Source organism: Sediminibacterium sp., assembly GCF_030695065.1.
In the GTDB taxonomy this organism is placed as follows: Bacteria; Bacteroidota; Bacteroidia; order Chitinophagales; family Chitinophagaceae; genus Sediminibacterium.
Genome location: NZ_JAUYTR010000009.1, coordinates 112,950 through 134,216, shown reverse-complemented (window position 1 = coordinate 134,216; position 21,267 = coordinate 112,950). Strand labels below are relative to the sequence as shown.

Sequence of the window (21,267 nt, the reverse complement as noted above, 5' to 3'; positions counted from 1 at the left end):
GGTGTTTTACTCATTTTTTATTGCTGGCTTCTTTAAATCAATACTTGTTAATACTTTTAAATTGTTTGTAATTCCGCAAGTCTATTTTATGCGGAGATTGTTTTTCTTTTTTGGGTTGATTCAAGCTGTAGCTTTTGCCCAACCTCCTTCTAAGCCAATTTTGCTCAAAAGCAAGAACCAATGGGTAGACAGTAGCTTAGACAAGGATGGGTGGAAATATTTTCAAGACCAGTATACCGATGAGTCTGCTTTGTCTGAAGGAATTGACGAAATGCCTTTTGTTCCATCTTTATTGCAATCTGGGAAAGACTTGTTTAGTTCATTAACAGGGTTCAGTTTTAGTATCAGAAGGTTCAGAATGAAGGGCTTGAGTAACCGCTACTTTTCTCAATCCATTCATGAAATTTCTATGAATCAATTGTCGGATGGAAATATTCCTTGGTCCAATTGGGGTGGATTGAATGAAGTGACTTCAAACAATCAATACGCAGCAGGTTTAAAAGACAATGAATACCAATTTGGTGCATTGGGGAATTCGGTGTTTATGCAATTGAATGCTAGTAAATTATTTCCACAAACTACATTTACTTTGAATTTGTCTAATCGAAACTATCACCAACGATTTGCTTTTACTAAAGTATGGAGTGAGAGCAAAAAAGGTTGGTCAGTTGCAACAAGTATTGCATTTAAACAAGGTATTGGAGGTCAATTAATAGCCAATGAATTTAAAGGGTTGTCTTATTTTTTATCCATTGATAAAAGGGTTAAAAATCATTTGATTTCTTTGGTATTGCTGGGCAATAGGCAAATGAATACCAGAACTGCTGCAATAACACAAGAATTGGTAGATATAACTGGAACAAAGCTTTATCAACCCAGTTGGGGCTTTCAATCAAATAAAATTAGAAATGCCAATTGGCAGTTTAATCACCATCCAATGCTCTTGCTTTCACATGAATACAATTTGCATGAGAAAATTAAACAAGTAAGTAGTTTATTGATCAGTATGGGCGAAAAATATTCTACTGCTTTAGATTGGTTTAATGCGGCAGACCCTAGGCCTGATTATTATCGCTATTTACCTTCTTTTTTTAAGGACAGTTTACTTTCACAAGATGTTTTTACTCAAATACAAATGAATCCTTCCCAATTACAAATTAATTGGGATCAATTGTATTGGATTAATCAAAATAGCACCACTGATAAAAGGGCGCGCTATTTATTAGAAGACAGGGTAGAACAATCCAAAAAAGTGGCTCTAAATACCCGTTATCGTATCCAGTTGAATAATCGCTTATTAGTCAGTTTTCAAGGACAATATAGACTTGAAGTTTATCACTATTTTAAAAGAATCAATGATTTATTGGGTGCGGCCTATTCAATTAATTGGAATCAATTTGCCGATGACAATTTACCTGGTAGTACAGCCATTCAAAATGATTTAAATAAACCTAATCAAATAATAAAAGTAGGGGATCATTTTGGGTATAATTATATTATGCATTTGCAACAATGGTTATTTCACTCTCAATTGCTATATACTTTATCAAAATTTGATTTTAACGCCGCAGTTGAATATACTACTACGCAATATCAGCGCGAAGGAATTTATAGAAATGGGGTATTCCCTCAAAATTCTTATGGCCATTCAGAACCAGATTATTTTAGCAATGGTCAAATAAAAATGGGAGTTACCTATAAATTAAATGGTCGCAATTACTATTATTTTAGAACTGCTTTTTCATCTAAACCTCCATTGGTTAATGACTTGTATATTTCTCCAAGAAATAGTTCGCATAAGCAAACCGATATATCCAATGAACAAGTAAATATGGCCGAAGCGGGATATATTTTACAGTCTCCCGGCTTAAAATTAACTGCAAATGCTTATTGGATCAGCATCCAACATGCTATGGATGTAATGAGTTTTTATCATGATGGATACCGCAACTTGGTTAATTATGCCTTATCAAATATTGACACACGTATGTTGGGACTTGAAGTTAGTATGGCTTATACTTTGAGTGCAGGTTTAACATTGAGCGCTGCTATTAATGCAGGTAAATATGAATACATCCAAAGACCCAATTATAGTGTAATGGCCGATAACGAACAGTACATTTCTGAAAAGGGTGTTTTATACATTGACCAATTCCCAATTACAGGATTACCTCAGCTAGCTATTTATAGTGGGTTGGCTTATCGTACTAATGGGAATTTATTTTTAAACCTGAGCAGTTCTTATATGGGTAATCAATGGCTTTCTTTTAATCCTATCAGAAGAACTTATGATGCTGCACTAAACTTGCCAAGCAATTTGGATCATAATTTAATGAGTAATCCCAGTGCAATACCCAATGCATTCATAGTTGATTTTTCTGCAGGTTATAGCTGTCGAATTAAAAAGCTTAGGGATGGTCGTGCATATTATTTGCAGTTTTTTTTAGGGGTTAACAATTTGTTGAATCAATCAATTATTACAGGTGGATATGAACAGTTGCGATTTGATACAGCTGGGGGTAATCTCAATAAATTTCCCAATAAGTATTATTTCAGTACCGGTACACTTTATTCTCTCAGTATAAAATGGAAACTATGAAATGGATAGTAATTAATAAAGTTTTTTTAATCTCGTTCATATTGGGTGTTCTTTTAAATGCTTGTGTAAGAAAATATGATTCGCCTCCAATTTATATGGGTACTGGGTTACAAGCAAATACATCCATCAAGTCTTTGTATGATTCGCATATTGCGGGGAACAACGAGCAATTTGTTGACAATGAAATCATCACAGGTATTGTTACCGCAAATGACGCAAATGATAATTTTTACAAGACCATTGTTTTGCAGGATAGTACGGCTGCTATTAGTATTCGTATGGATGGATTTGGCCTCTCTGCCAATTATCCATTGGGTATGCGATTAATAGTGAAATTAAACGGTATGTGGATGGGTGAATATGGTGGTATGTTGCAATTGGGTGGGGGAGTAGATAGGTCGGATCCGCTTTTTACAGAATTAGTTCCTATGCCTACTGCATTATTTTCAAAACATTTTGTTGTTGTAGGTATGAATAGTATGCCCCCGCCTTTGGAGGTTACTTATAATCAATTGCATGACAGCTTGCATAGCAGATTGGTAAAACTAAATAATATTGAATTTGCCGCAACTGATACAGCAAAATTCTATGGCGATGCCATTAATAAAATAACCACTAGTCATTCATTGAAGTTTTGTGGTGGTGGAACCGTTTATTTGCGTACCAGTGGTTTTGCCAGCTTTGCTTCTATAAGAACCCCCCATGGCAGTGGTTCTATAACTGGAATTTATTCTGAATTTGGTTCGCAAAAACAATTAATGATAAGAGATACCAGTGATGTAGATTTCAATCAAAGTAGATGCGTGAGTAGTGGCCCCTCGGTATTATTTTTTGAAGATTTTGAGCAGTATTCTCCAAATCAATCATTAACTATTCCGCAATGGTCAAATTATGCTGAATCGGGTAAGCAGTTTTATCAAATTCAGTTGATGCAGCAAAATCGTTTTGCTTCTATAACTGCATTAGGTAGCAATGAAACTAGTGTTGTAAGTTGGCTAGTTCTGCCGCCTATTCAATTGAATAATACCACTGGCGAACAACTTAGTTTTTTAACGCGTGATGCTTTTGATAATGGTGCCGTTTTGCAACTGCTGATTTCTAGTAATTATGATGGAAAAGGGCAACCGTGGAAAGCTAAATGGGCTGTATTAAATGCGAATATTGCAAAAGGTGCTATTGGAGGTATTGGGCTTGGATTTACAAAATCTGGTAATATCAATTTGTCTAATTATGCTGGTCAAATTTATTTAGCTTTTAAATATTCAGGGAATGATTCAGGGCCATCTGGTTCAAGAAAAAATACCAACTATCAGGTAGATGATGTTAAAATTACTGCTCAATAGTCCATTTTGAAGGCATTTCAGTGGTTTTAGCACTCAAATTAGCTTAACTTAGTAATATGTTAACCGCAACCGATTTAACGGGAGAGGAAACGCACGAAAAGAAAAATCCAAGATTCCTCCTACTTGTATTGGCTTTGTTTATCATGGCCGGTATTGGGTATGCTGCATTTTGGTGGATAGCTAAACAAGAGACCATTGTGCCGGTTGTTGAAGAAAAAGAAACCGTGGATGCCAGCGCTCAGGCTTGGTATGACGAGCAGAGAAAAATCATGGAAGCCAATTTGAACCTTCAACCAGATTCTGCTGAAGCTGCCGTTCTAATTGATTCTTCGGCCATTAATAGTACAACCATAGATTCAGCCGCTGAAATGCCTACTGTAGCGCCCCCTGAACCAAAGCCAAAACCCGTTGAAGAAATTAAAACGGAATTACCTAAACCTGCTCAGGTTAAACGTGTAAAATCAACTCCCCGCCCCATTGATGAAGCCGAAACTGAATATATAGAGCCAGTATATAAGCCTGTTCGTTCAAAAAAAGTGATTTCGGACAATATAAAACCTACCGATCCAACCCAATATTTTCAACAAGAAAATAGCCTGCCGCAATACAGTGGCAGCGTTCCCCCCACAAATAATAAAAGACCTATCGAGCCTGTTTATATACCTGTTCAGAAAACACAAAAGGAAGCAGAAAAAAATGCCCCCTCCTTTTATACTGCTATGATAACGCGAGAGGAATTAGAAGAATTCATGCGCCAATTCCCTTACAAAAAAACGACCATTCAATTTGTGTGCTATGTAAAGCCCAATGAAGATATGGAAGCAATGAAAGGGCAAATCATCCAATTCCTTCGCCAGAACGGGTATACCGATATGGAAACAAACTGGAATATTTGGTCCGATCATACCCCTATTAAAGAAGTGCATTATGGAAAATCGGGGGCAACTGGCGCTAATTTTTACATTCCTAGCTTCCGATAATTCCTTCCAGTTCTGTCAAAATTTAATTCCTTGGGGTTAATTTTCTTATTTCCTTGTCATCCTGTCAGCAAATAATCAATTGGTACTTTCTTTGACAAGTCTTGGAAAAAGTATTGATATGCAAAAAGGACAGATACGCGTTCAGACGGAGAATATTTTTCCCATCATTAAAAAATTCCTCTACAGCGACCATGAAATTTTCTTGAGAGAGCTGGTTAGTAATGCTACCGATGCAACCCAAAAAATTAAAACCCTTTCATCCATTGGTGAAGCAAAAGGTGAATTAGGTGAATTACGCATAGATGTTAGGCTCGATGCCAAAGAAAAAACCATTACCATAGAAGACCGTGGGGTAGGTATGACTAAAGAAGAAGTAGATAAATACCTTAACCAAGTTGCATTTAGTGGAGCAGAAGAATTTTTGACTAAATACAAAGATGCAAGTATTATTGGTCATTTTGGATTGGGATTTTATAGTGCATTTATGGTGGCTTCTAAAGTAGAAGTATTAACCCAAAGCTATCAAGAGGATGCTGCTACTGTGTATTGGAGTTGCGATGGTAGCCCTGAATTTGAATTATACGAAGTAGAAAAAAAGCAGCGTGGAACTAAAATTATTTTGCACGTAAACGAAGAAAGTGCAGAGTTTTTAGATGCGTTCAAGTTGAAAGGAATTTTAGAAAAATTCTGTAAGTTTTTACCTATCCCAATCTTCTTTACCGATGTTAATGCGGAAGTAAAAAAAGACGAAGAGAAAGAAGAAGAAAAATCAATTAACAATACCAATCCTATTTGGGTAAAAAAGCCTAGCGAACTAACCAAAGAAGATTACGAAAAATTCTATCGTGAGTTATATCCATTTGGTGAAACACCTTTGTTTTGGATTCATTTGAATGTAGACTATCCGTTTAATTTAACAGGTGTATTATACTTCCCTAAAATTAAACAGAGTTACGAAATTCAGAAAGACAAGATTCAATTGTATTGTAACCAAGTTTTTGTGACCGATGAAGTAAAAGACATTGTTCCAGAATTTTTAATGCTTTTACATGGTGTTATTGACAGCCCAGACATTCCTTTAAATGTAAGCAGAAGCTACTTGCAAGGTGATCCAAACGTAAGAAAAATCAATGCCCATATTACCAAGAAAGTAGCCGACAAGTTGGAAGAGATTTTTAAAAATGATCGTTCTGAGTTTGAGCAAAAATGGGAAAGCCTTGGCTTATTTGTAAAGTACGGAATGATGACCGACGACAAGTTCCTAGATAAAGCCAATAAGTTTTTGGTGATGGAAAATGTAGATGGTAAGTTCTTTACTTTAGATGAATATAAAACCGCTACTGAAGCTTCACAAAAGAATAAAGAAGGCAAGCATATCGTTTTATACACTACCAATCCTATTCAGCAAGATGCTTACATTCAAGCATGTAAAACAAAAGGATACGAAGTTGTAAAAATGGAAACCTTGGTTGATGCGGCATTCTTGAATACCATGGAGATGAAATGGGAGAATACCAGTTTTGTTAGAGTAGATGCGGATATTGTAGACAATCTAATTGATAAGCAAGAAAGCACAGAATCTGTTTTAAGTAAAGATGAAACAGAGCAGCTAAAAACCCTTTTCACTTTGCAAATACCAGAACTTCATGTAACCACAGAAGTAAAAGGATTAAGCACCGATTCTGCTCCTGTTATTGCTACTCGTCCTGAGTTTATGCGTAGAATGAAAGATATGGGTGCTGCGGGTGGAGGGATGACTGCTTTTTATGCACAAATGCCCGATGAAGTAACACTTACAGTAAACGGGAATCATCCTGTATTTCAAACTATATTGAAGGAGAATAACGAAGACACCAAAACCAAACAAGTTCGAAATTTAGCTGATTTGGCATTATTGTCACAGGGATTATTGAAAGGATCAGAACTCACTAATTTTATTAATCGTTCTGTGCAGATGATGCAGGGAGTAAATCAATAATTTTTAGTTGCAAGCTGGTATTTCCTTGCCATTCGTTTTCATCAATGGCAAAAACAATATCAATTGGTTTGCCATTTTCCAATAAACAAAATTTATTGGCCATATTAAAACCAATACCCGAGAAAATAATATCGTCTTGTTTTAATACTACTCTAAGATGCAGGTCTTTTACCACTTTGGAAAAACCTGCATCTTTTACGTTTCTGGCAATAAATACAGGACGCATATTATCTGGCCCAAATGGCTCCATTTGTTTAATTATATTATACAATGAAGTATTGATTTCCTTAAAGCTAATCTCGGTATTAATCACTATTTCCGGAACCAATTGTTCTGGCTGTATGGTTCTTGCTACTTCTTCTTCGAATGCTTGACTAAAAGCCTCAACTTGATCTATTGAAAGAGTCATGCCAGCTGCTGCAAAGTGACCTCCATAGCCCAGTAAATATTTACGGCAGGCATGAATTGCTTCATATAAATTAAATCCTGAAACGCTTCTTGCACTTCCTGCAGCATAGTCTCCGCTCTTGGTTAAAATGATGGTGGGTCTATAAAAGGTTTCAATTAATCTACTTGCTACAATACCCACTACACCTTTATGCCAATTTTGATTGTATAATACAGTTGATTTTCTGTTTTTATTATTCGGGTCTGCGGCTATCATTTCCATAGCTTCAATAGTGATATTACTATCTGCTTCCCTGCGATCAGTATTGTCGCTGTGCAATATATTGGCGAACGAAATGGCTTCAGTAGGATCTTTCTCAATAAACAATTGCACTGCTTTTTTAGCATCATCCATTCGGCCGGCTGCATTTATTCTGGGTGCAATTACAAAAACCAAACTGGTTAAACTCATTGGTGCTTTTGCTTTAGACAAATTCAACAATGCTTCAATTCCTACCGATGGTTTTGTGTTAACTTTCTGAATACCAAAAAAGGCCAATGTTCTGTTTTCTCCAGTTACTGGAACAATGTCTGCTGCTATTGCTATTGCTACTAAATCTATATATTGTAAATATGCTTCATTATTGAGGTGCAGCCTTTCTGTTAAAGCAGTCATCAGTTTAAAACCAACACCGCATCCGCACAATTCTTTATATGGGTAATTACAATCTTTTTGTTTGGGGTTTAATATGGCAGCTGCAGAAGGAATTATTTCATCGGGTAAATGATGGTCGCAAACAATGAAATCTATTCCAATACTTTTTGCATATGCAATTAGTTCTGCTGATTTTATTCCACAATCGAGCGATACAATTAACGTGAAACCATTTTCTTTTGCATAATCAATTCCAATTTTTGAAATGCCATAACCTTCTTTATATCTATGCGGAATATAAAAATCGACGGGTTTATGTAAAGACTTTAAAAACTGAAACATGCTTGCAACAGAAGTAGTTCCATCTACATCATAGTCTCCATATACTAAAATTTGCTCTTGTTTATCGAAAGCTTGCAAAATGCGATCTACTGCGTTCTGCATATCTTTCATTAACCACGGACTATGCAAGTGTTCAAGACTTGGTCTGAAATACTCTTTGGCTTTATCATAATTATTAATGCCCCTTTGTGCCAATATGGTGCACAGTGTTGCATTGATTTTTAAAGAAGCTTGTAGGGATGCTACTTCAGCAAGGTTAGCCGATAATATGTTCCATCTTTTTTGCATTAATATTCTCTATCGGTAGTATACCTTACCAGTTCTTCTAATGCATCTCTTATTGGGGATGATGGAAAACGATACAACAATTCAAGTGCTTCGTCTCTGTAGCTAAACATTTTTTTAGTTGCATACTCTATGCCACCCAATACTTCAACTTGTTCAATTACAAAAGCAACTTTATCTTTCTGTGTGTTTTGGTTTTTGACAATGTAAATGATTTGTTTTTTTAACGATGGACTGCAATTATTCAAAACATAAATTAACGGCAAGGTTAATTTTTTCTCTTTAATATCATTGCCGGTAGGTTTGCCAATATCCTTACTACTATAATCGAATAAATCATCTTTTATTTGAAATGCCATACCTACTTTCTCCCCAAATAATCGCATAGTTTCTATGTCTGCTGAATCTGAAAAAGTAGTAGAAGCACCTGCCGCACAAGCAGAAGCTAATAATGATGCTGTTTTGCCATTAATTATTTCGAAATATACCGTTTCACTTAAGTTGAGGTTTCTAGATTTCTCAATTTGTAATAGTTCTCCTTCGCTCATTAACCGAACTGCTTCAGAGAGAATGCGTAAAACCTCATGGTCTTTGTTATTTAAAGACAGCAATAATCCCTTCGAAAGCAAATAATCGCCCACTAAAACAGCAATTTTATTTTTCCAAAGTGCATTTATAGAGAAAAAACCCCTTCTTTCCATTGATTCGTCTACCACATCGTCGTGAACTAGGGTTGCGGTATGTAATAATTCTACTAAGGATGCTGCTCGGTAAGTACTTTCATTGATGGTGCCCCCCAAACGAGCGCTTAATAGCACAAACATTGGTCTAAGCTGCTTCCCTTTGCGCTTAACAATGTATTGCATAATTCGGTCTAATAACGCCACCCTGCTCTTTACAGCCTCCCTAAAATGAACTTCAAATTGCTCCAGTTCACTCGAAATAACCTTTTTTGCTAAATTCATGTTATAATTATGCTGCAATATACCCATGAATCTGACAAAATAAACTGTTAAAAGCAGCGTTTATAGTATATTCGCAGTCCTATAGCTATCGTTAACCCCCCAGGATAGTAATTTTTAGTATTTATATAAAAAATAAGTACTTTTACGGCGATTATAATTAATTATTAAATCAAATATCGATTATGGCAAGCAAGAAGCTCCTTTTACTAGTTGTATTATTTGTGTCCGCACAATTTGCAGCTAATGCACAAACAGATTGGGGTTGGGATTGGAAAGATACTTCCAAGATAGCAGTAAAAGATCTGCCCCAGCACAATGAGTTCATGAACAACCAATACCCTTACCCTGCTAAGCCAAGAAGCCAGTGGGAATTAGGTTTTAACTTAGGACCAACTTGGTTAGTAGGTGATATTAAAGCTAAAACAGGTTTAGGTTATGGCGTTTCTTTAAGAAAAGCCCTTGGTCATATATTCTCTTTTAGAGGTTCTTTAACTGGAGCTAGTACTTCTGGTACACCAAACGCTTATGGTGTTGGTGTTGGTCAAACTGCTTATAAGAATACTATGTATGCTTTAGGTTTTGACTTCATTGCATCTTTAAACACTCCTAGCTACTACAGAGGAAACCCTAAGACTAATATTTATGTTTTAGCGGGTTACAGTTTGTTGGGTTCTAAAGCACAATACCAAGGTGCTCCTGGTAACCAAGCTGGTGGATACAATATTTTCTACGGTCAGCGTGCTGGCCAAGCTTACACACAAGATGGTTTAATTACCACTATGTTTGGCGCAAGCATAAACAATAGAAAATCTTGGGCACTAATGCATGCTTGGAACTTAGGTCTAGGTGCTGCTTTTAAAGTAAGTGATAAAGTGAATATTGGTCTAGAGCAGAAATTCATTTTCACTGCTGGTGGATATGATTATCTAGATACTTGGAAAGATGCTAGAAACGAGAACAACGATTACTTTAGCATGACTACTGCTAGAGTGAACATCAATATTGGCGATAACAGTAAGAAAGTTCAACCTTTATACTGGATCAATCCAAACAACTTTATCTACAGCGAGTTAAACTCACCTAAGCATATGAAAATGCCTAAAGTGGTTTTACCTGATGCCGATAAGGATGGTGTAACTGATCAGTTTGATATGGAACCAAATACTCCAGCTGGTGCTCCAGTTGATTCTCATGGTGTATCTAAAGATACTGATGGTGATGGTGTTCCTGATTACAGAGATAAAGAGTTGTTAACTTCTCAAAAATGTTTCCCTGTTAACAACGACGGTATTGGTACTTGTCCTGAGAATCCTTGCTGCAAGGAAATTAAGGAAATGGTAACAAATATGCAAGCTAATCAAAAGCCTAGCTGTACTATCAGCGCTTTACCTAGCGTACAGTTTAAAGGAACTACAACTAAGTTAAGCAAAGATGCAATGGTAGTATTAAGTGCAGCAGCTGCTCAGTTGAAAGCTAATCCTACTTGTAACGTAAAAGTAATTGGATACGGTGCAACAAGCAAAGCTGCTCAGCAACAAAGCTGGGAGCGTGTGAATGCAGTTATTAAGTACTTAGTTGAAAAGCAAGGTATTGCTGAAAGCAGATTGTTATTTGTTTATGCTCAGGACGGTAAAGCTGGTACTGTAGATTTACAAGGTACAACTGAAGAAGGTCCTAATAGCGTACCTGCTCCACATCCAAATTTGAAAAGTAAGAACTAGTAATTAGTTATTATTATAATCTTAAATGCCCCGAAATTTCGGGGCATTTTTTTGTGTTCTATTGAAACATTCTGAATTCGATAATGATGCTAACTATTTAATCGGTCAAAATGCAGCTCGCCGAAATTTTGTAGAGAGCTTAGTTTAAGGTCTGCTGCGCCCCAGCGCTCATCTTTATTTAAGGAATGGTGTGGTATAATTACACATTTCATTCTAGCTGCTTTAGCTGAAATAAGCCCATTGAAAGAATCTTCAAAACAAATGCATTCCGTTGGTTTGCTATGCATTGCTTCAGCACAATTTAAATATACTTGGGGATGAGGTTTTCCGAAGGGTAAAAATTCTGCTGATGCTGTTGCAGATAAATAGGCATCAATGCCTGTCATTCTCACCACCAAATCAATTAATTCAGGCGGTGAAGAAGTTGCTAAACCAATTTTAAATTGTTTATTAGCAAAAAATTCAAATATATGTGGTACTCCAGGCATGATATTGGCTTTTTCTTCAATTCTTTTTAAAACGCCTGATACTATATTTTTTTCTGCTTCAACAGCGTGAACCATATCAATCCCAAAATATCCAAACCACCATTGTACAAATTCTTTGGTTCTTAGGCCAGTAGTACTTGCGTACATGGCATCAGTCAATTTTACTCCATATTGATTAAAAACTGCCGTAGCAGCTTCATGCCATAGTGGTTCACTATCTATTAATAAGCCATCAATATCAAAAATTACGGTTGTTAATGCCATTGGTTATTTTTTCTGGTGCAAATGTATAATACATTCCTTATTTTGCACTGCTGGCCAATTATTATCGACATGAATTTAGTGGAGAGAATAAAGAATATACGCGTTGTACGATCGTTCGTTTATGGAATAGTAGGAATGGCAACATATCCTGGTCTTGCTTTAATTAATTCCATTAAAATTGAAGGGACAGAGCATTTGCGTAAACTTCCAAAAAACAATGTGCTCTTTGTGAGTAATCACCAAACGTATTTTGCAGACGTAATCACTTTCATCCATATTTTCTGCGCAGTTAAATGGCGGAAACAAAATAAATTAGGTTTGCCATATTACTTGTTGAATCCATTTACCAATATCTATTTTGTTGCTGCGGAAGAAACGATGAATGGTAGTATGATTAGTAGGTTATTTAAGTTAGCAGGTGCACTAACGGTAAAAAGAACATGGAGAGCTGAAGGTCAAGATATTAATAGAAATAGGGATGAGTCTGATACACAAAAAATTGATCAGGCGCTCAATAAAAGTTGGGTAATCACTTTCCCTCAAGGAACTACTAAACCTTTTGCACCTGGTAGAAGAGGTACAGCACATATCATAAAGAATAATCAACCCGTGGTTGTTCCCGTAGTGATTAATGGATTCTGGAGGGCTTTCACTAAAAAAGGATTAAGCTTCAAAAAGAAAGGGTCTCTTTTGTCTGTTCGATTTAAGGAACCTTTGGTTATTGATTATACACATTCGGTAGATCAAATACTTGACCAAGTAATGGAAGCTATAGAGCAAAGCAAAAACTTTATGCTCAAAGGCAAACATCACTTAATGAGTAAATTAGATAAATAGGCAATTAAGCTTCTTTAAAAAACAGTGCTTTTAATTCGTTTGCGTCGTCTGGTTTCATTTTGCCAGCCAAAATAAGCCTCAATTGTCTTCTTCTTAAAGCGCCATCAAATAATCTTTTTTCATCCTCTGTTTCAGGAATTAATGCTGGCACCGTTCTTGGCTTACCATTCGGGTCAAGCGCTACAAAAGTGAAGAATGCTTCATTGCTTTCGTATCTGTATTGGTGCAATAAATCTTCGCCCCAAACCTTTAAATGAATTTCCATTGATGTATTAAATGCCCTACAAACTTTAGCTTGTATATGAACTACATTGCCCAATTTGATGGGATTTTTAAAACTCAAATTATCAACAGACGCAGTCATGCTCGGTGTATTAGAGTGTTTGCCTGCAGCAATGCCTGCCGCAATATCCATCCAATACATTAACCTACCACCCATTAAATTACCGAATGTATTGGTATCGTTGGGTAATACCAATTCGTTCATGATGGTAAAACTTTCACTAGACTTTTTTGCTTCCATAATTGTTCATTGAGTTGCAAATATAGGTTAGCTATTCTTGCCTTATTAGTTAAATAGTAATGCTTTCAAGTGTCTGTAAAAAAGAAGGGTCTACACTTGCGCCAATTCCAGCATCTTCATTTACCGTTAATTCCATACTATTGTATTGGGCTCCACCAATTACCGGATCAATTTTATGACCCAATAAACAGGTATCTAAATCATAATAAATAATATTTTGTTTTGCCATGGCAAAATGTACTTTCGCGGTTAGGGCTAATCTGCTTTCTAACATACCTCCCATCATACATGGGATATTATTTTTTTCTGCTACTTCATTTATTTTAATTGCTTCTGCAATGCCTCCGCTTTTAGCAAATTTGATATTGATGGAAGCACAAGCTTTGTTGCGAATGATTCTTTCAGCATCGTGGTGAGTATAAACAGATTCATCTGCCATTAAAGGAATTGGAGAAAGTTTACACAGTTCTGGAAGTAATTCATCGTTATAGGTGCGCATTGGTTGTTCGCAAAATTCAATACCATATTTTCCTAATTCGGTTAAAGCAATAATTGCGTCTTCATAAGACCAACCTTGATTGGCATCAATTCTGATGGTAGTAGCATTTCCAATTGCTGAACGGATGGCTTTAATGCGTTCTATATCGGTATTTGGATCTTTCCCAAGTTTAACTTTTATAGTTGCTACATTTTGTTGAACAAATTCTACCGCTTGAGCAGCCATATTAGTTGGACTATCAATTCCTATGGTTAAATCGCTTACAATCTTTTTTACTGACCCGCCTAAATATGCATACAGCGGTTGATTGGCTGCTTTTGCAGCAATATCGTGCAAGGCAATATCAAATGCACTTTTTGCAGTATAATTTCTTGCAGTAAAACCTTCTAATTCTTGCATGCGAGCAGGAATATCTAAAGGGTCTTTGTGCTTAAAGATAGCTGCAAATGCTTTGCCCATTTCGTAGCAGGTTGCTTGCGTTTCACCAACTATCATTGGGAAAGCTGAACATTCTCCATACCCGGTAATTCCTTCATTGGTATGAATCACTACCAATAAATTTTGTGCAAAATCCATTGTGCCTGTTGCTATGGTAAAAGGCACCATTGGTATAGAATAACGATAAACTTGTATTGAAGTAATTTGCATGAGCAAATTTCTCTATTTATTGGTAATAGCGTTCACATTTTTTCCAATAACTAAAAAAACTGCCATAGTATTGATTTACTTGGTCAAATAACCATGTCCTAGGTTCTATTTTACCAATATAGTGATTGTTTAAAGGATGTTCCTTATATATAATGGTTGCATTGGGAGCCAATTTTCTTAAAGAATCAAATGATGCAGTACAAACCTGAAGGTTAGGGATATTGTCTTGAGCCAATGCAAGAATAAAATCCATTACTTTTTTACTAATTGGGTATTTATTAAAATGATCAGGTTCTAATAATAAAATTCGGTTGGCTAATTTGTCTTTGTGCCAATTGGGGTCAAGATTATAACTGTTGTAAACTAAAATGGGTAATGAATGGTCAATTATTGGAGTTTCAACAGCAGGTAACTGAGTTGATAAGTTTAATTCCTTAGTTGCTTTTAGTACTGTTGGAATTTCCAAATTAGGTAATTCTTCATAACTAAAATCTACTATAGTATGCGTTTGTTTGATGCCTGTATATTTATTGATGTTCTCTTGATTGGCATAATATTTTTTACTACTAAAACTACCTGCAACCCATTGCCAACTTAACATATTACTTGCTAAGTCTCCATCTAATAAGTGGTAATACATCCATCTTGCAGGATTTAGCCAATGTGCCTGCGCAATATTACAAGTTAGCATAGCGGTATACATTCTTGCATGGTTGTGCATATAACCAGTTGCATACAATGACTTAATTGCGGAATCAATTGCTTCAATTCCAGTTTGTGCTTCTTCAATCATTACAGGCATTAAATGATGTGCAATTGCTGATTGGTCCTGCTTTAGGTCTGTAAATATTTGCTCTTGTTTGTGTTGCCATACTCTTTGAAAAAATTCTCTCCATGCCAATTCTTGAACTAATTTTTCTGATACATATCGGCCATATTTCGCAACCACAATTTCTTTTATTTGAGGTAGTTGAATCACCCCTCTGGCAATATAGGGAGATAAATAAGTTACTGCACCATTAATGAAATTTCTGGTTCGCTCATATTGTTTAGCATCTATTTGTTCAATTCTATTGATGATTGCACCATAATGGGTGGGGAATTGTAAAGGTTCATTCATACATATTATTGCTTGTCTAAGTTTTGTAAATACTTTTCTGCATTGCTTAAGTGAATGGCTTTTTTTGTTTCAGGCATTTTGTCAAAAGTTTTAACTAGCATTCCCAAGCGTGGGTTTTGTAAAAAAAATGAACGGTGAACATGCATAAATCTCCAGAAGAGCCCATCCCAAATTTCCTGCCATTCTCCTTTGGAATAATTACTCATTTTTAGAATATAATTACTCCCACTTATATAGGGTTTTGTAGTCATTAAGCCTCCATCTGCAAATTGGGTCATTCCGTAAACATTGGGAACCATGACCCAGTCGTATGCGTCTACGTACATTTCCATAAACCATTGATATACTTGGTCAGGATCAAACTCGCAGAGCAGCATAAAATTGCCTAATATCATTAATCTTTCTATATGATGGTTGTACCCGGTCTGATTCAGTTTTTGTATTGCATCGTCTAATGGAACAATACCTGTGTCCCCTTTATAAAATGAGGCCGGAATTTTTCTTTTAAAGCCCCAATAGTTTCGGGTCCTTTGTTTGCCCCCTGCTCTTGCATAAACTTGGTAAATAAATTCTCTCCATCCTACTATTTGTCTTATAAATCCTTCTAATGAATTGATTGGAATTGCCGAGTTTGCAGCATGGCTTAAAGTTTCATTGAGTACTTGTTGAGGAGTTAATAATCCAATATTAATTAACGGGCTCAAAACACTATGATGTAAAATAGATTCACCTGCAACCATTGCATCTTCGTAAATACCAAATTCGCTGAATCGGTTGTTTAAAAACTGCTTCAACCATAATTGTGCTGATTCAAAATCAATTGGGTAGTATCCTTTTTTACCCTGGTGTTTAAATGGCGCATCTTTAATGCCTGGGTTATTGGGAAAATGTTGAGTAATGTATTGTGTAGCGGCTTTAATCAACTCATTTTCTTCTATGAATTCACAAATTGGTACTTGTTTGTTTTTTGGAAATTTATCTCTGTTGTCTGCATCAAAAGCCCATTTGCCTCCAACAGGTTGTAATGCATCATTCACTAAAATTTTCCTTGTCTTTCTTTGCCAAGTGTAAAAGTCTGTTTGAAAGAATTTATTTCTTTTTTCAAAGAATGCATCTGTACTGGAAAGGGTATTTAAAAATCCTGGCGAATTAAAAAAAGATAGTGCAATATGGTTTTTCTTGCAAGATTGCTTGAGCCTATTGGTAAGCCAATTATCTGTGGGGTCTACCACTTGAATATGTGTAATTTCTTGTTTTGCTAAAAAAGGAACCAATTCAAGCACATTCGAAATGTTTTCATTCGTTTCTATATAATGAACAGTATACCCCCTGCTGCATAAATATTTTTTGTATTGCTGCATACTAGCCCTATGCAACAAAAGCTTTTGAAAATGAAAGGGGTACTGTTTAAAAAATAGCCATTCTTCTACCAGATATACCGGTATGGAAGGGTCTATTGCGGGATGTTCTTTAAACAGTTGGTGCGGGAAAACAATGCTGGCTATTTTCATATGGAGCATTTACAACAAAATGCATTACTCATTGTTGTACTTAAAACGAATTAATGGAATCTTTAAAAGGAAAAGTTGTACTTATTGCCGGAGCAACAGGCGGTGTTGGATCTCAAGTGGCCAAACAAGTGAGCGCCAGTGGTGCAATTGTATTTTTAACTGGGCAAAATGCAGACAAATTAGAAGAAGTTGGCTTGCAAGCAGGTATTCCACAGGATCGATGTTTTCAGATGGATATAACCAATGAAGCATCGGTAAATCAAACAGTTCAACAAATATTGTTGCAAACTCCTGTTATCAATATTTTGATTAATGCTGCTGGTATTGGGATTATTAAAACAATGGATTCCCTAACCAGTGCCGACTTTGAACGTACTCTTCAAGTTAATTTGATGGGGGCATTCTATTTGGTTAAAGCGGTTTTACCCAATATGAAAGAGCAAAAAAAAGGCCTAATCATTAATATTCCAGGCGTTCTTGGAAAAGTCCCCATGGCTGGTGCTGCCGCATATAGTGCAAGTAAGTATGGACTAGTTGGAATGATGCAAAGTATTCGTGAAGAACTCAAAAGAACGGAGATTCGAATTACAAATATATTTCTAGGTGGTATTGATTCTGCTTTTTGGGACAACATCGATTTAAGGGTTCAGCGTGATAAAATGATTGTTGCCGAAGAAGCTGCCAAAGCCATTTGGTTCTTATGTCAACAACCTGCAAGTGGGGTAGTTAGTGAAATGGTTTTGCAACCTTTTAATCACCAAGCCATTTAAAAAAATTATATGGTTTTTTAGCTAAATACTGCATACTTAAGCATGGAGTACCGATATTTGCTCAACGAACATCTGTTAGTATGAATATTTCTTTCGACAATACCCAGAATGCATTTGCTTACAAGACTGATAAAGAGTTAAAAGGGGCTAAATTTTTATTTAAAACCATGGAATTTCCATGGTTTGTAAAATTGGGAACCACCCTTACTCCCTATATAATGAAAACGGGTATTCCATTGGTTAATGGGTTAATAAGAAAGACCATCTTTAAACAATTTGTAGGTGGTGAAACCTTGGAAGAAACAGCTGCTGTTGGGAGTGTATTGGGAAATTATGGTATTCAAGTAATTCTTGATTATGGAGTAGAAGGTAAAGAATCGGAGGAAAGTTTTGATCATGCTACCGAAGAGTTTATTAGGGTAATTAATTATGCAGCAACTCAGACCAATATTCCTTTTATTAGTATTAAAGTAACTGGCTTAGCCCGTTTTGCATTATTGCAGACCTTGAATGAAGCACCTAGATTAAGAAGTGGCATTCATGATCATGAAGAAGAAGTAGCTGAATGGGATCGCGTACGCGAAAGAATGTATACCATCTGTGAAATTGCAGCAGAAAAAAATATTGGCGTTTTAATTGATGCAGAAGAAAGTTGGATTCAAGATCCAATTGATCGATTGTGCATGGAAATGATGGAAGTGTTTAATAAAGACAAAGTAATTGTATATAATACCATACAATTGTATAGACACGATCGACTTCATTTTTTGCAATTGAGTTATAAAATTGCCAAACAACAACAATTTAAATTAGGCATCAAATTGGTTAGGGGCGCATATATGGAAAAAGAGCGTGAAAGAGCGAATGATATGGGTTATGGCTCTCCAATTCAACCAACAAAGGAAGCTACAGATTCCGATTTTAATGCTGCTGTAAAGTTTTGCTTTGAGCACCTTGAAGATATTTCAGTCATTATTGCTTCACATAATGAAAAAAGTAATTTACTCGCTGCTGAAATAATGCACGAACAAAAGTTACAACATAATCATCCTCATGTACACTTCTCTCAGTTGTATGGAATGAGCGATAATATTACATTCAATTTAGCGAAGGAAGGATTTAAAGTAAGCAAGTATTTGCCCTTTGGTCCTATCAAAGATGTGATACCTTATTTAATGCGCAGAGCCAAAGAGAATTCAAGTGTTGCCGGGCAAACAGGTCGTGAATTGTCTTTAATAAAAAAGGAATTAGACCGACGAAAGGGATAATTTTTACATAAACGGTGCAACAGTTCGTTGCTTTATAGACTCTTATTTAAAAAATTGTTTATGAAGAAAGGACGGATGCTTTTATTATCATTGGTTTTTGTACAATTGATTTACGCTCAATCCGAGAAATTACATTACCAACATTTTAATAAAGGCAAGTCATTTTGGGGAATTGGTCTTTCCCCAGTTTACTCCGATATGATGGGTTCTTACACCGATATTTCTATTACAAAAGGGAATACCAATCTGGGTATTTTATTAGCTCCTATGTATGGTAAATTTGTTCAGCAAAACTGGATGATTGGGGTGATGGGTATTGCAGGGGTTCATACTGAACGCAGAAGTTATTTAACATATCCAATTACAATAGGTCCTGGGCCAAGTTTTCCTAGTGTTGATACTAAAAATATAGACAATAGTATAGATATTGGTATTGCCCCAATAACCCGTTATTACTTGCCATTTAATAAACGTAATTCAGCTGCTTTTTTTGTACAAGCTGCTTTACCAGCAGTGTATAGTAAGTCCAATTATATTCTTAGGTACAAATATGCTTCTGGTGCTGTAGATGAATTTAAAACTATGAATGATCAATTCTCCTTAAGAGGCAGTATTGGTTTTGGCGTAAGTATGCAGGGTAAATTTGGCAGCTTTGATACGCATGTAAGTAACATGGGTTGGTTTTTGAGCTTTAATAAGTTGATTCAAAAAAAATAGGGGAATAATCACAATTTCTGCACAGCAGTGTTTAGGGCCGCAAAATGCGGCCTTTTCGTTGTTAATTTGTATATGCAACAGTATCACGATTTATTAAAACATATTTTAGCAAACGGGACAGCAAAAACAGACCGAACGGGAACTGGCACCATCAGTTGCTTCGGATATCAAATGCGATTTGATTTAGCTAAAGGATTTCCTTTGGTAACAACTAAAAAATTGCATTTAAAAAGTATTATTTACGAGTTGCTTTGGTTTTTAAAGGGCGAAACCAATACCAAATACTTAACAGATCATGGAGTGAGTATTTGGAATGAATGGGCCAATGAAAATGGTGACCTTGGTCCTGTTTATGGCAAGCAATGGAGAAGTTGGGAAGGTGCAGATGGGAAAGCGATTGATCAAATTACTGAGGTATTGCATCAACTCAAGCATAATCCAGATAGTAGAAGAATGATTGTGAGTGCATGGAATGTAGGGGAGCTTTCTCAAATGGCTTTAATGCCTTGTCATAGTTTATTTCAATTTTATGTGGCGGATGGAAAATTAAGCTGTCAATTGTATCAACGCAGTGCAGATGTTTTTTTAGGTGTACCATTTAATATTGCATCTTATGCACTGCTAACGATGATGATGGCCCAAGTAACTGGTTTGCAATATGGAGATTTTGTTCACAGTTTCGGAGATGTTCATATTTATAATAATCATTTAGATCAAGTACAATTGCAATTGAACAGAGATCCTTATCCATTACCTACAATGAAATTGAATCCTGCTGTTACCAGTATTTTTGATTTTGATTTTAGTGATTTTACATTAGAAAATTACCAATGTCATCCCCCTATTAAAGCCCCTGTTGCAGTATAATATGATTATTTCAATAATAGTAGCCGCTTCTAATAACAATGCCATTGGTTTAAATAATCAATTGCTTTGGCATTTGCCCAATGATATGAAATTCTTTAAGCAAACCACTTGGGCAATGCCGGTAATTATGGGAAGAAAAACCTTTGAATCATTGTCGGGAAAACCATTAAATGGGCGACTAAATATTGTGGTGACTCGGCAACTGGACTGGCATGCAGATGGTGTACGCAAAGCTTCTTCTTTAGAAGATGCTTTGCGGATTGCTTCGGAGAACGATTACAAAGAATCTTATATTATTGGTGGGGGAGAATTGTACGCAACCGCATTGCCCTATGCGCACAAAGTGTATTTAACCAGGGTTGATACAATTATTGAAGGCGATACTTTTTTTCCAGCATTAGATACCGATGTTTGGAAACTAACGATGGATGAACCTAAAGATGCGGATGCTAAACATGCTTTTGCATATCGTTTTCAGTGTTGGCAAAAGCATTCATAAT

At 36.0% G+C, this 21,267-nt stretch carries 18 protein-coding genes; 11 read left to right on the top strand and 7 right to left on the bottom strand.

From position 1 onward, the window contains the following. Nucleotides 1–88: 88 nt before the first annotated feature. The 4 genes from Q8S25_RS02850 (at nt 89) to htpG (ending at nt 6,900) form a co-directional block, all read left to right on the top strand. Nucleotides 89–2,599, top strand: coding sequence for a hypothetical protein (locus tag Q8S25_RS02850; RefSeq protein ID WP_305534677.1), 2,511 nt, complete (start codon nt 89–91; stop codon nt 2,597–2,599). Then, nucleotides 2,596–3,942 (top strand): DUF5689 domain-containing protein, encoded by a 1,347-nt coding sequence (locus Q8S25_RS02845; protein ID WP_305534675.1) that lies wholly within the window; start codon nt 2,596–2,598, stop codon nt 3,940–3,942. The genes Q8S25_RS02850 and Q8S25_RS02845 overlap by 4 nt, the downstream gene beginning before the upstream one ends. A gap of 56 nt (nt 3,943–3,998) precedes the next feature. After that, nucleotides 3,999–4,922: a hypothetical protein gene (locus tag Q8S25_RS02840; RefSeq protein WP_305534674.1), complete on the top strand. Its 924-nt coding sequence runs from the start codon at nt 3,999–4,001 to the stop codon at nt 4,920–4,922. Between the two features lie 118 nt (nt 4,923–5,040). After that, complete coding sequence (gene htpG / locus Q8S25_RS02835; protein WP_305534673.1) at nt 5,041–6,900, top strand: molecular chaperone HtpG; 1,860 nt, start codon at nt 5,041–5,043, stop codon at nt 6,898–6,900. On the opposite strand, the gene recJ is transcribed toward htpG, so the two are convergent. Then, nucleotides 6,860–8,572 carry a single-stranded-DNA-specific exonuclease RecJ gene (gene recJ / locus Q8S25_RS02830; protein WP_305534672.1) on the bottom strand — a complete coding sequence of 571 codons (1,713 nt, stop codon included), beginning with the start codon at nt 8,570–8,572 and terminating at the stop codon, nt 6,860–6,862. The two genes, htpG and recJ, sit on opposite strands and share 41 nt — an antisense overlap. Beyond that, nucleotides 8,572–9,534, bottom strand: coding sequence for a polyprenyl synthetase family protein (locus tag Q8S25_RS02825; RefSeq protein ID WP_305534670.1), 963 nt, complete (start codon nt 9,532–9,534; stop codon nt 8,572–8,574). The genes recJ and Q8S25_RS02825 overlap by 1 nt, the downstream gene beginning before the upstream one ends. A 182-nt stretch (nt 9,535–9,716) precedes the next feature. Here Q8S25_RS02825 and Q8S25_RS02820 point away from each other — a divergent pair, with 182 nt between their 5' ends. Next, nucleotides 9,717–11,255 carry an OmpA family protein gene (locus Q8S25_RS02820; protein ID WP_305534668.1) on the top strand — a complete coding sequence of 513 codons (1,539 nt, stop codon included), beginning with the start codon at nt 9,717–9,719 and terminating at the stop codon, nt 11,253–11,255. An 89-nt stretch (nt 11,256–11,344) separates the two neighbouring features. Here the strand turns inward: Q8S25_RS02820 and hxpB are convergent, their stop codons facing one another. After that, nucleotides 11,345–12,007, bottom strand: coding sequence for a hexitol phosphatase HxpB (gene hxpB / locus Q8S25_RS02815; RefSeq protein ID WP_305534666.1), 663 nt, complete (start codon nt 12,005–12,007; stop codon nt 11,345–11,347). 69 nt (nt 12,008–12,076) lie between these two features. Between hxpB and Q8S25_RS02810 the strand changes: the two genes are divergently transcribed. Beyond that, nucleotides 12,077–12,844: a 1-acyl-sn-glycerol-3-phosphate acyltransferase gene (locus tag Q8S25_RS02810; protein WP_305534665.1), complete on the top strand. Its 768-nt coding sequence runs from the start codon at nt 12,077–12,079 to the stop codon at nt 12,842–12,844. Nucleotides 12,845–12,848: 4 nt separating this feature from the next. On the opposite strand, the gene Q8S25_RS02805 is transcribed toward Q8S25_RS02810, so the two are convergent. The 4 genes from Q8S25_RS02805 to Q8S25_RS02790 are packed head-to-tail and all read right to left on the bottom strand — an operon-like array spanning nt 12,849 to nt 17,145. Beyond that, nucleotides 12,849–13,367, bottom strand: coding sequence for an acyl-CoA thioesterase (locus Q8S25_RS02805; RefSeq protein ID WP_305534662.1), 519 nt, complete (start codon nt 13,365–13,367; stop codon nt 12,849–12,851). 49 nt (nt 13,368–13,416) lie between these two features. Continuing rightward, nucleotides 13,417–14,514: a mandelate racemase/muconate lactonizing enzyme family protein gene (locus Q8S25_RS02800; RefSeq protein ID WP_305534660.1), complete on the bottom strand. Its 1,098-nt coding sequence runs from the start codon at nt 14,512–14,514 to the stop codon at nt 13,417–13,419. Nucleotides 14,515–14,530: 16 nt separating this feature from the next. Next, nucleotides 14,531–15,634 (bottom strand): FAD-binding domain-containing protein, encoded by a 1,104-nt coding sequence (locus Q8S25_RS02795; protein ID WP_305534658.1) that lies wholly within the window; start codon nt 15,632–15,634, stop codon nt 14,531–14,533. Between the two features lie 5 nt (nt 15,635–15,639). Further along, nucleotides 15,640–17,145, bottom strand: coding sequence for a cryptochrome/photolyase family protein (locus tag Q8S25_RS02790; protein ID WP_305534656.1), 1,506 nt, complete (start codon nt 17,143–17,145; stop codon nt 15,640–15,642). Between the two features lie 53 nt (nt 17,146–17,198). Between Q8S25_RS02790 and Q8S25_RS02785 the strand changes: the two genes are divergently transcribed. From Q8S25_RS02785 to Q8S25_RS02765, 5 genes are all read left to right on the top strand, one after another. Beyond that, complete coding sequence (locus tag Q8S25_RS02785; protein WP_305534654.1) at nt 17,199–17,915, top strand: SDR family oxidoreductase; 717 nt, start codon at nt 17,199–17,201, stop codon at nt 17,913–17,915. Between the two features lie 80 nt (nt 17,916–17,995). Then, nucleotides 17,996–19,183, top strand: a complete 1,188-nt coding sequence (locus Q8S25_RS02780) for a proline dehydrogenase family protein (RefSeq protein WP_305534652.1) — start codon at nt 17,996–17,998, stop codon at nt 19,181–19,183. Between the two features lie 60 nt (nt 19,184–19,243). Further along, nucleotides 19,244–19,900: a hypothetical protein gene (locus Q8S25_RS02775; protein WP_305534650.1), complete on the top strand. Its 657-nt coding sequence runs from the start codon at nt 19,244–19,246 to the stop codon at nt 19,898–19,900. A gap of 72 nt (nt 19,901–19,972) precedes the next feature. Further along, nucleotides 19,973–20,767, top strand: coding sequence for a thymidylate synthase (locus Q8S25_RS02770; protein ID WP_305534648.1), 795 nt, complete (start codon nt 19,973–19,975; stop codon nt 20,765–20,767). A 1-nt stretch (nt 20,768) separates the two neighbouring features. Further along, nucleotides 20,769–21,266: a dihydrofolate reductase gene (locus Q8S25_RS02765; protein WP_305534646.1), complete on the top strand. Its 498-nt coding sequence runs from the start codon at nt 20,769–20,771 to the stop codon at nt 21,264–21,266. Nucleotide 21,267: the final 1 nt, after the last annotated feature.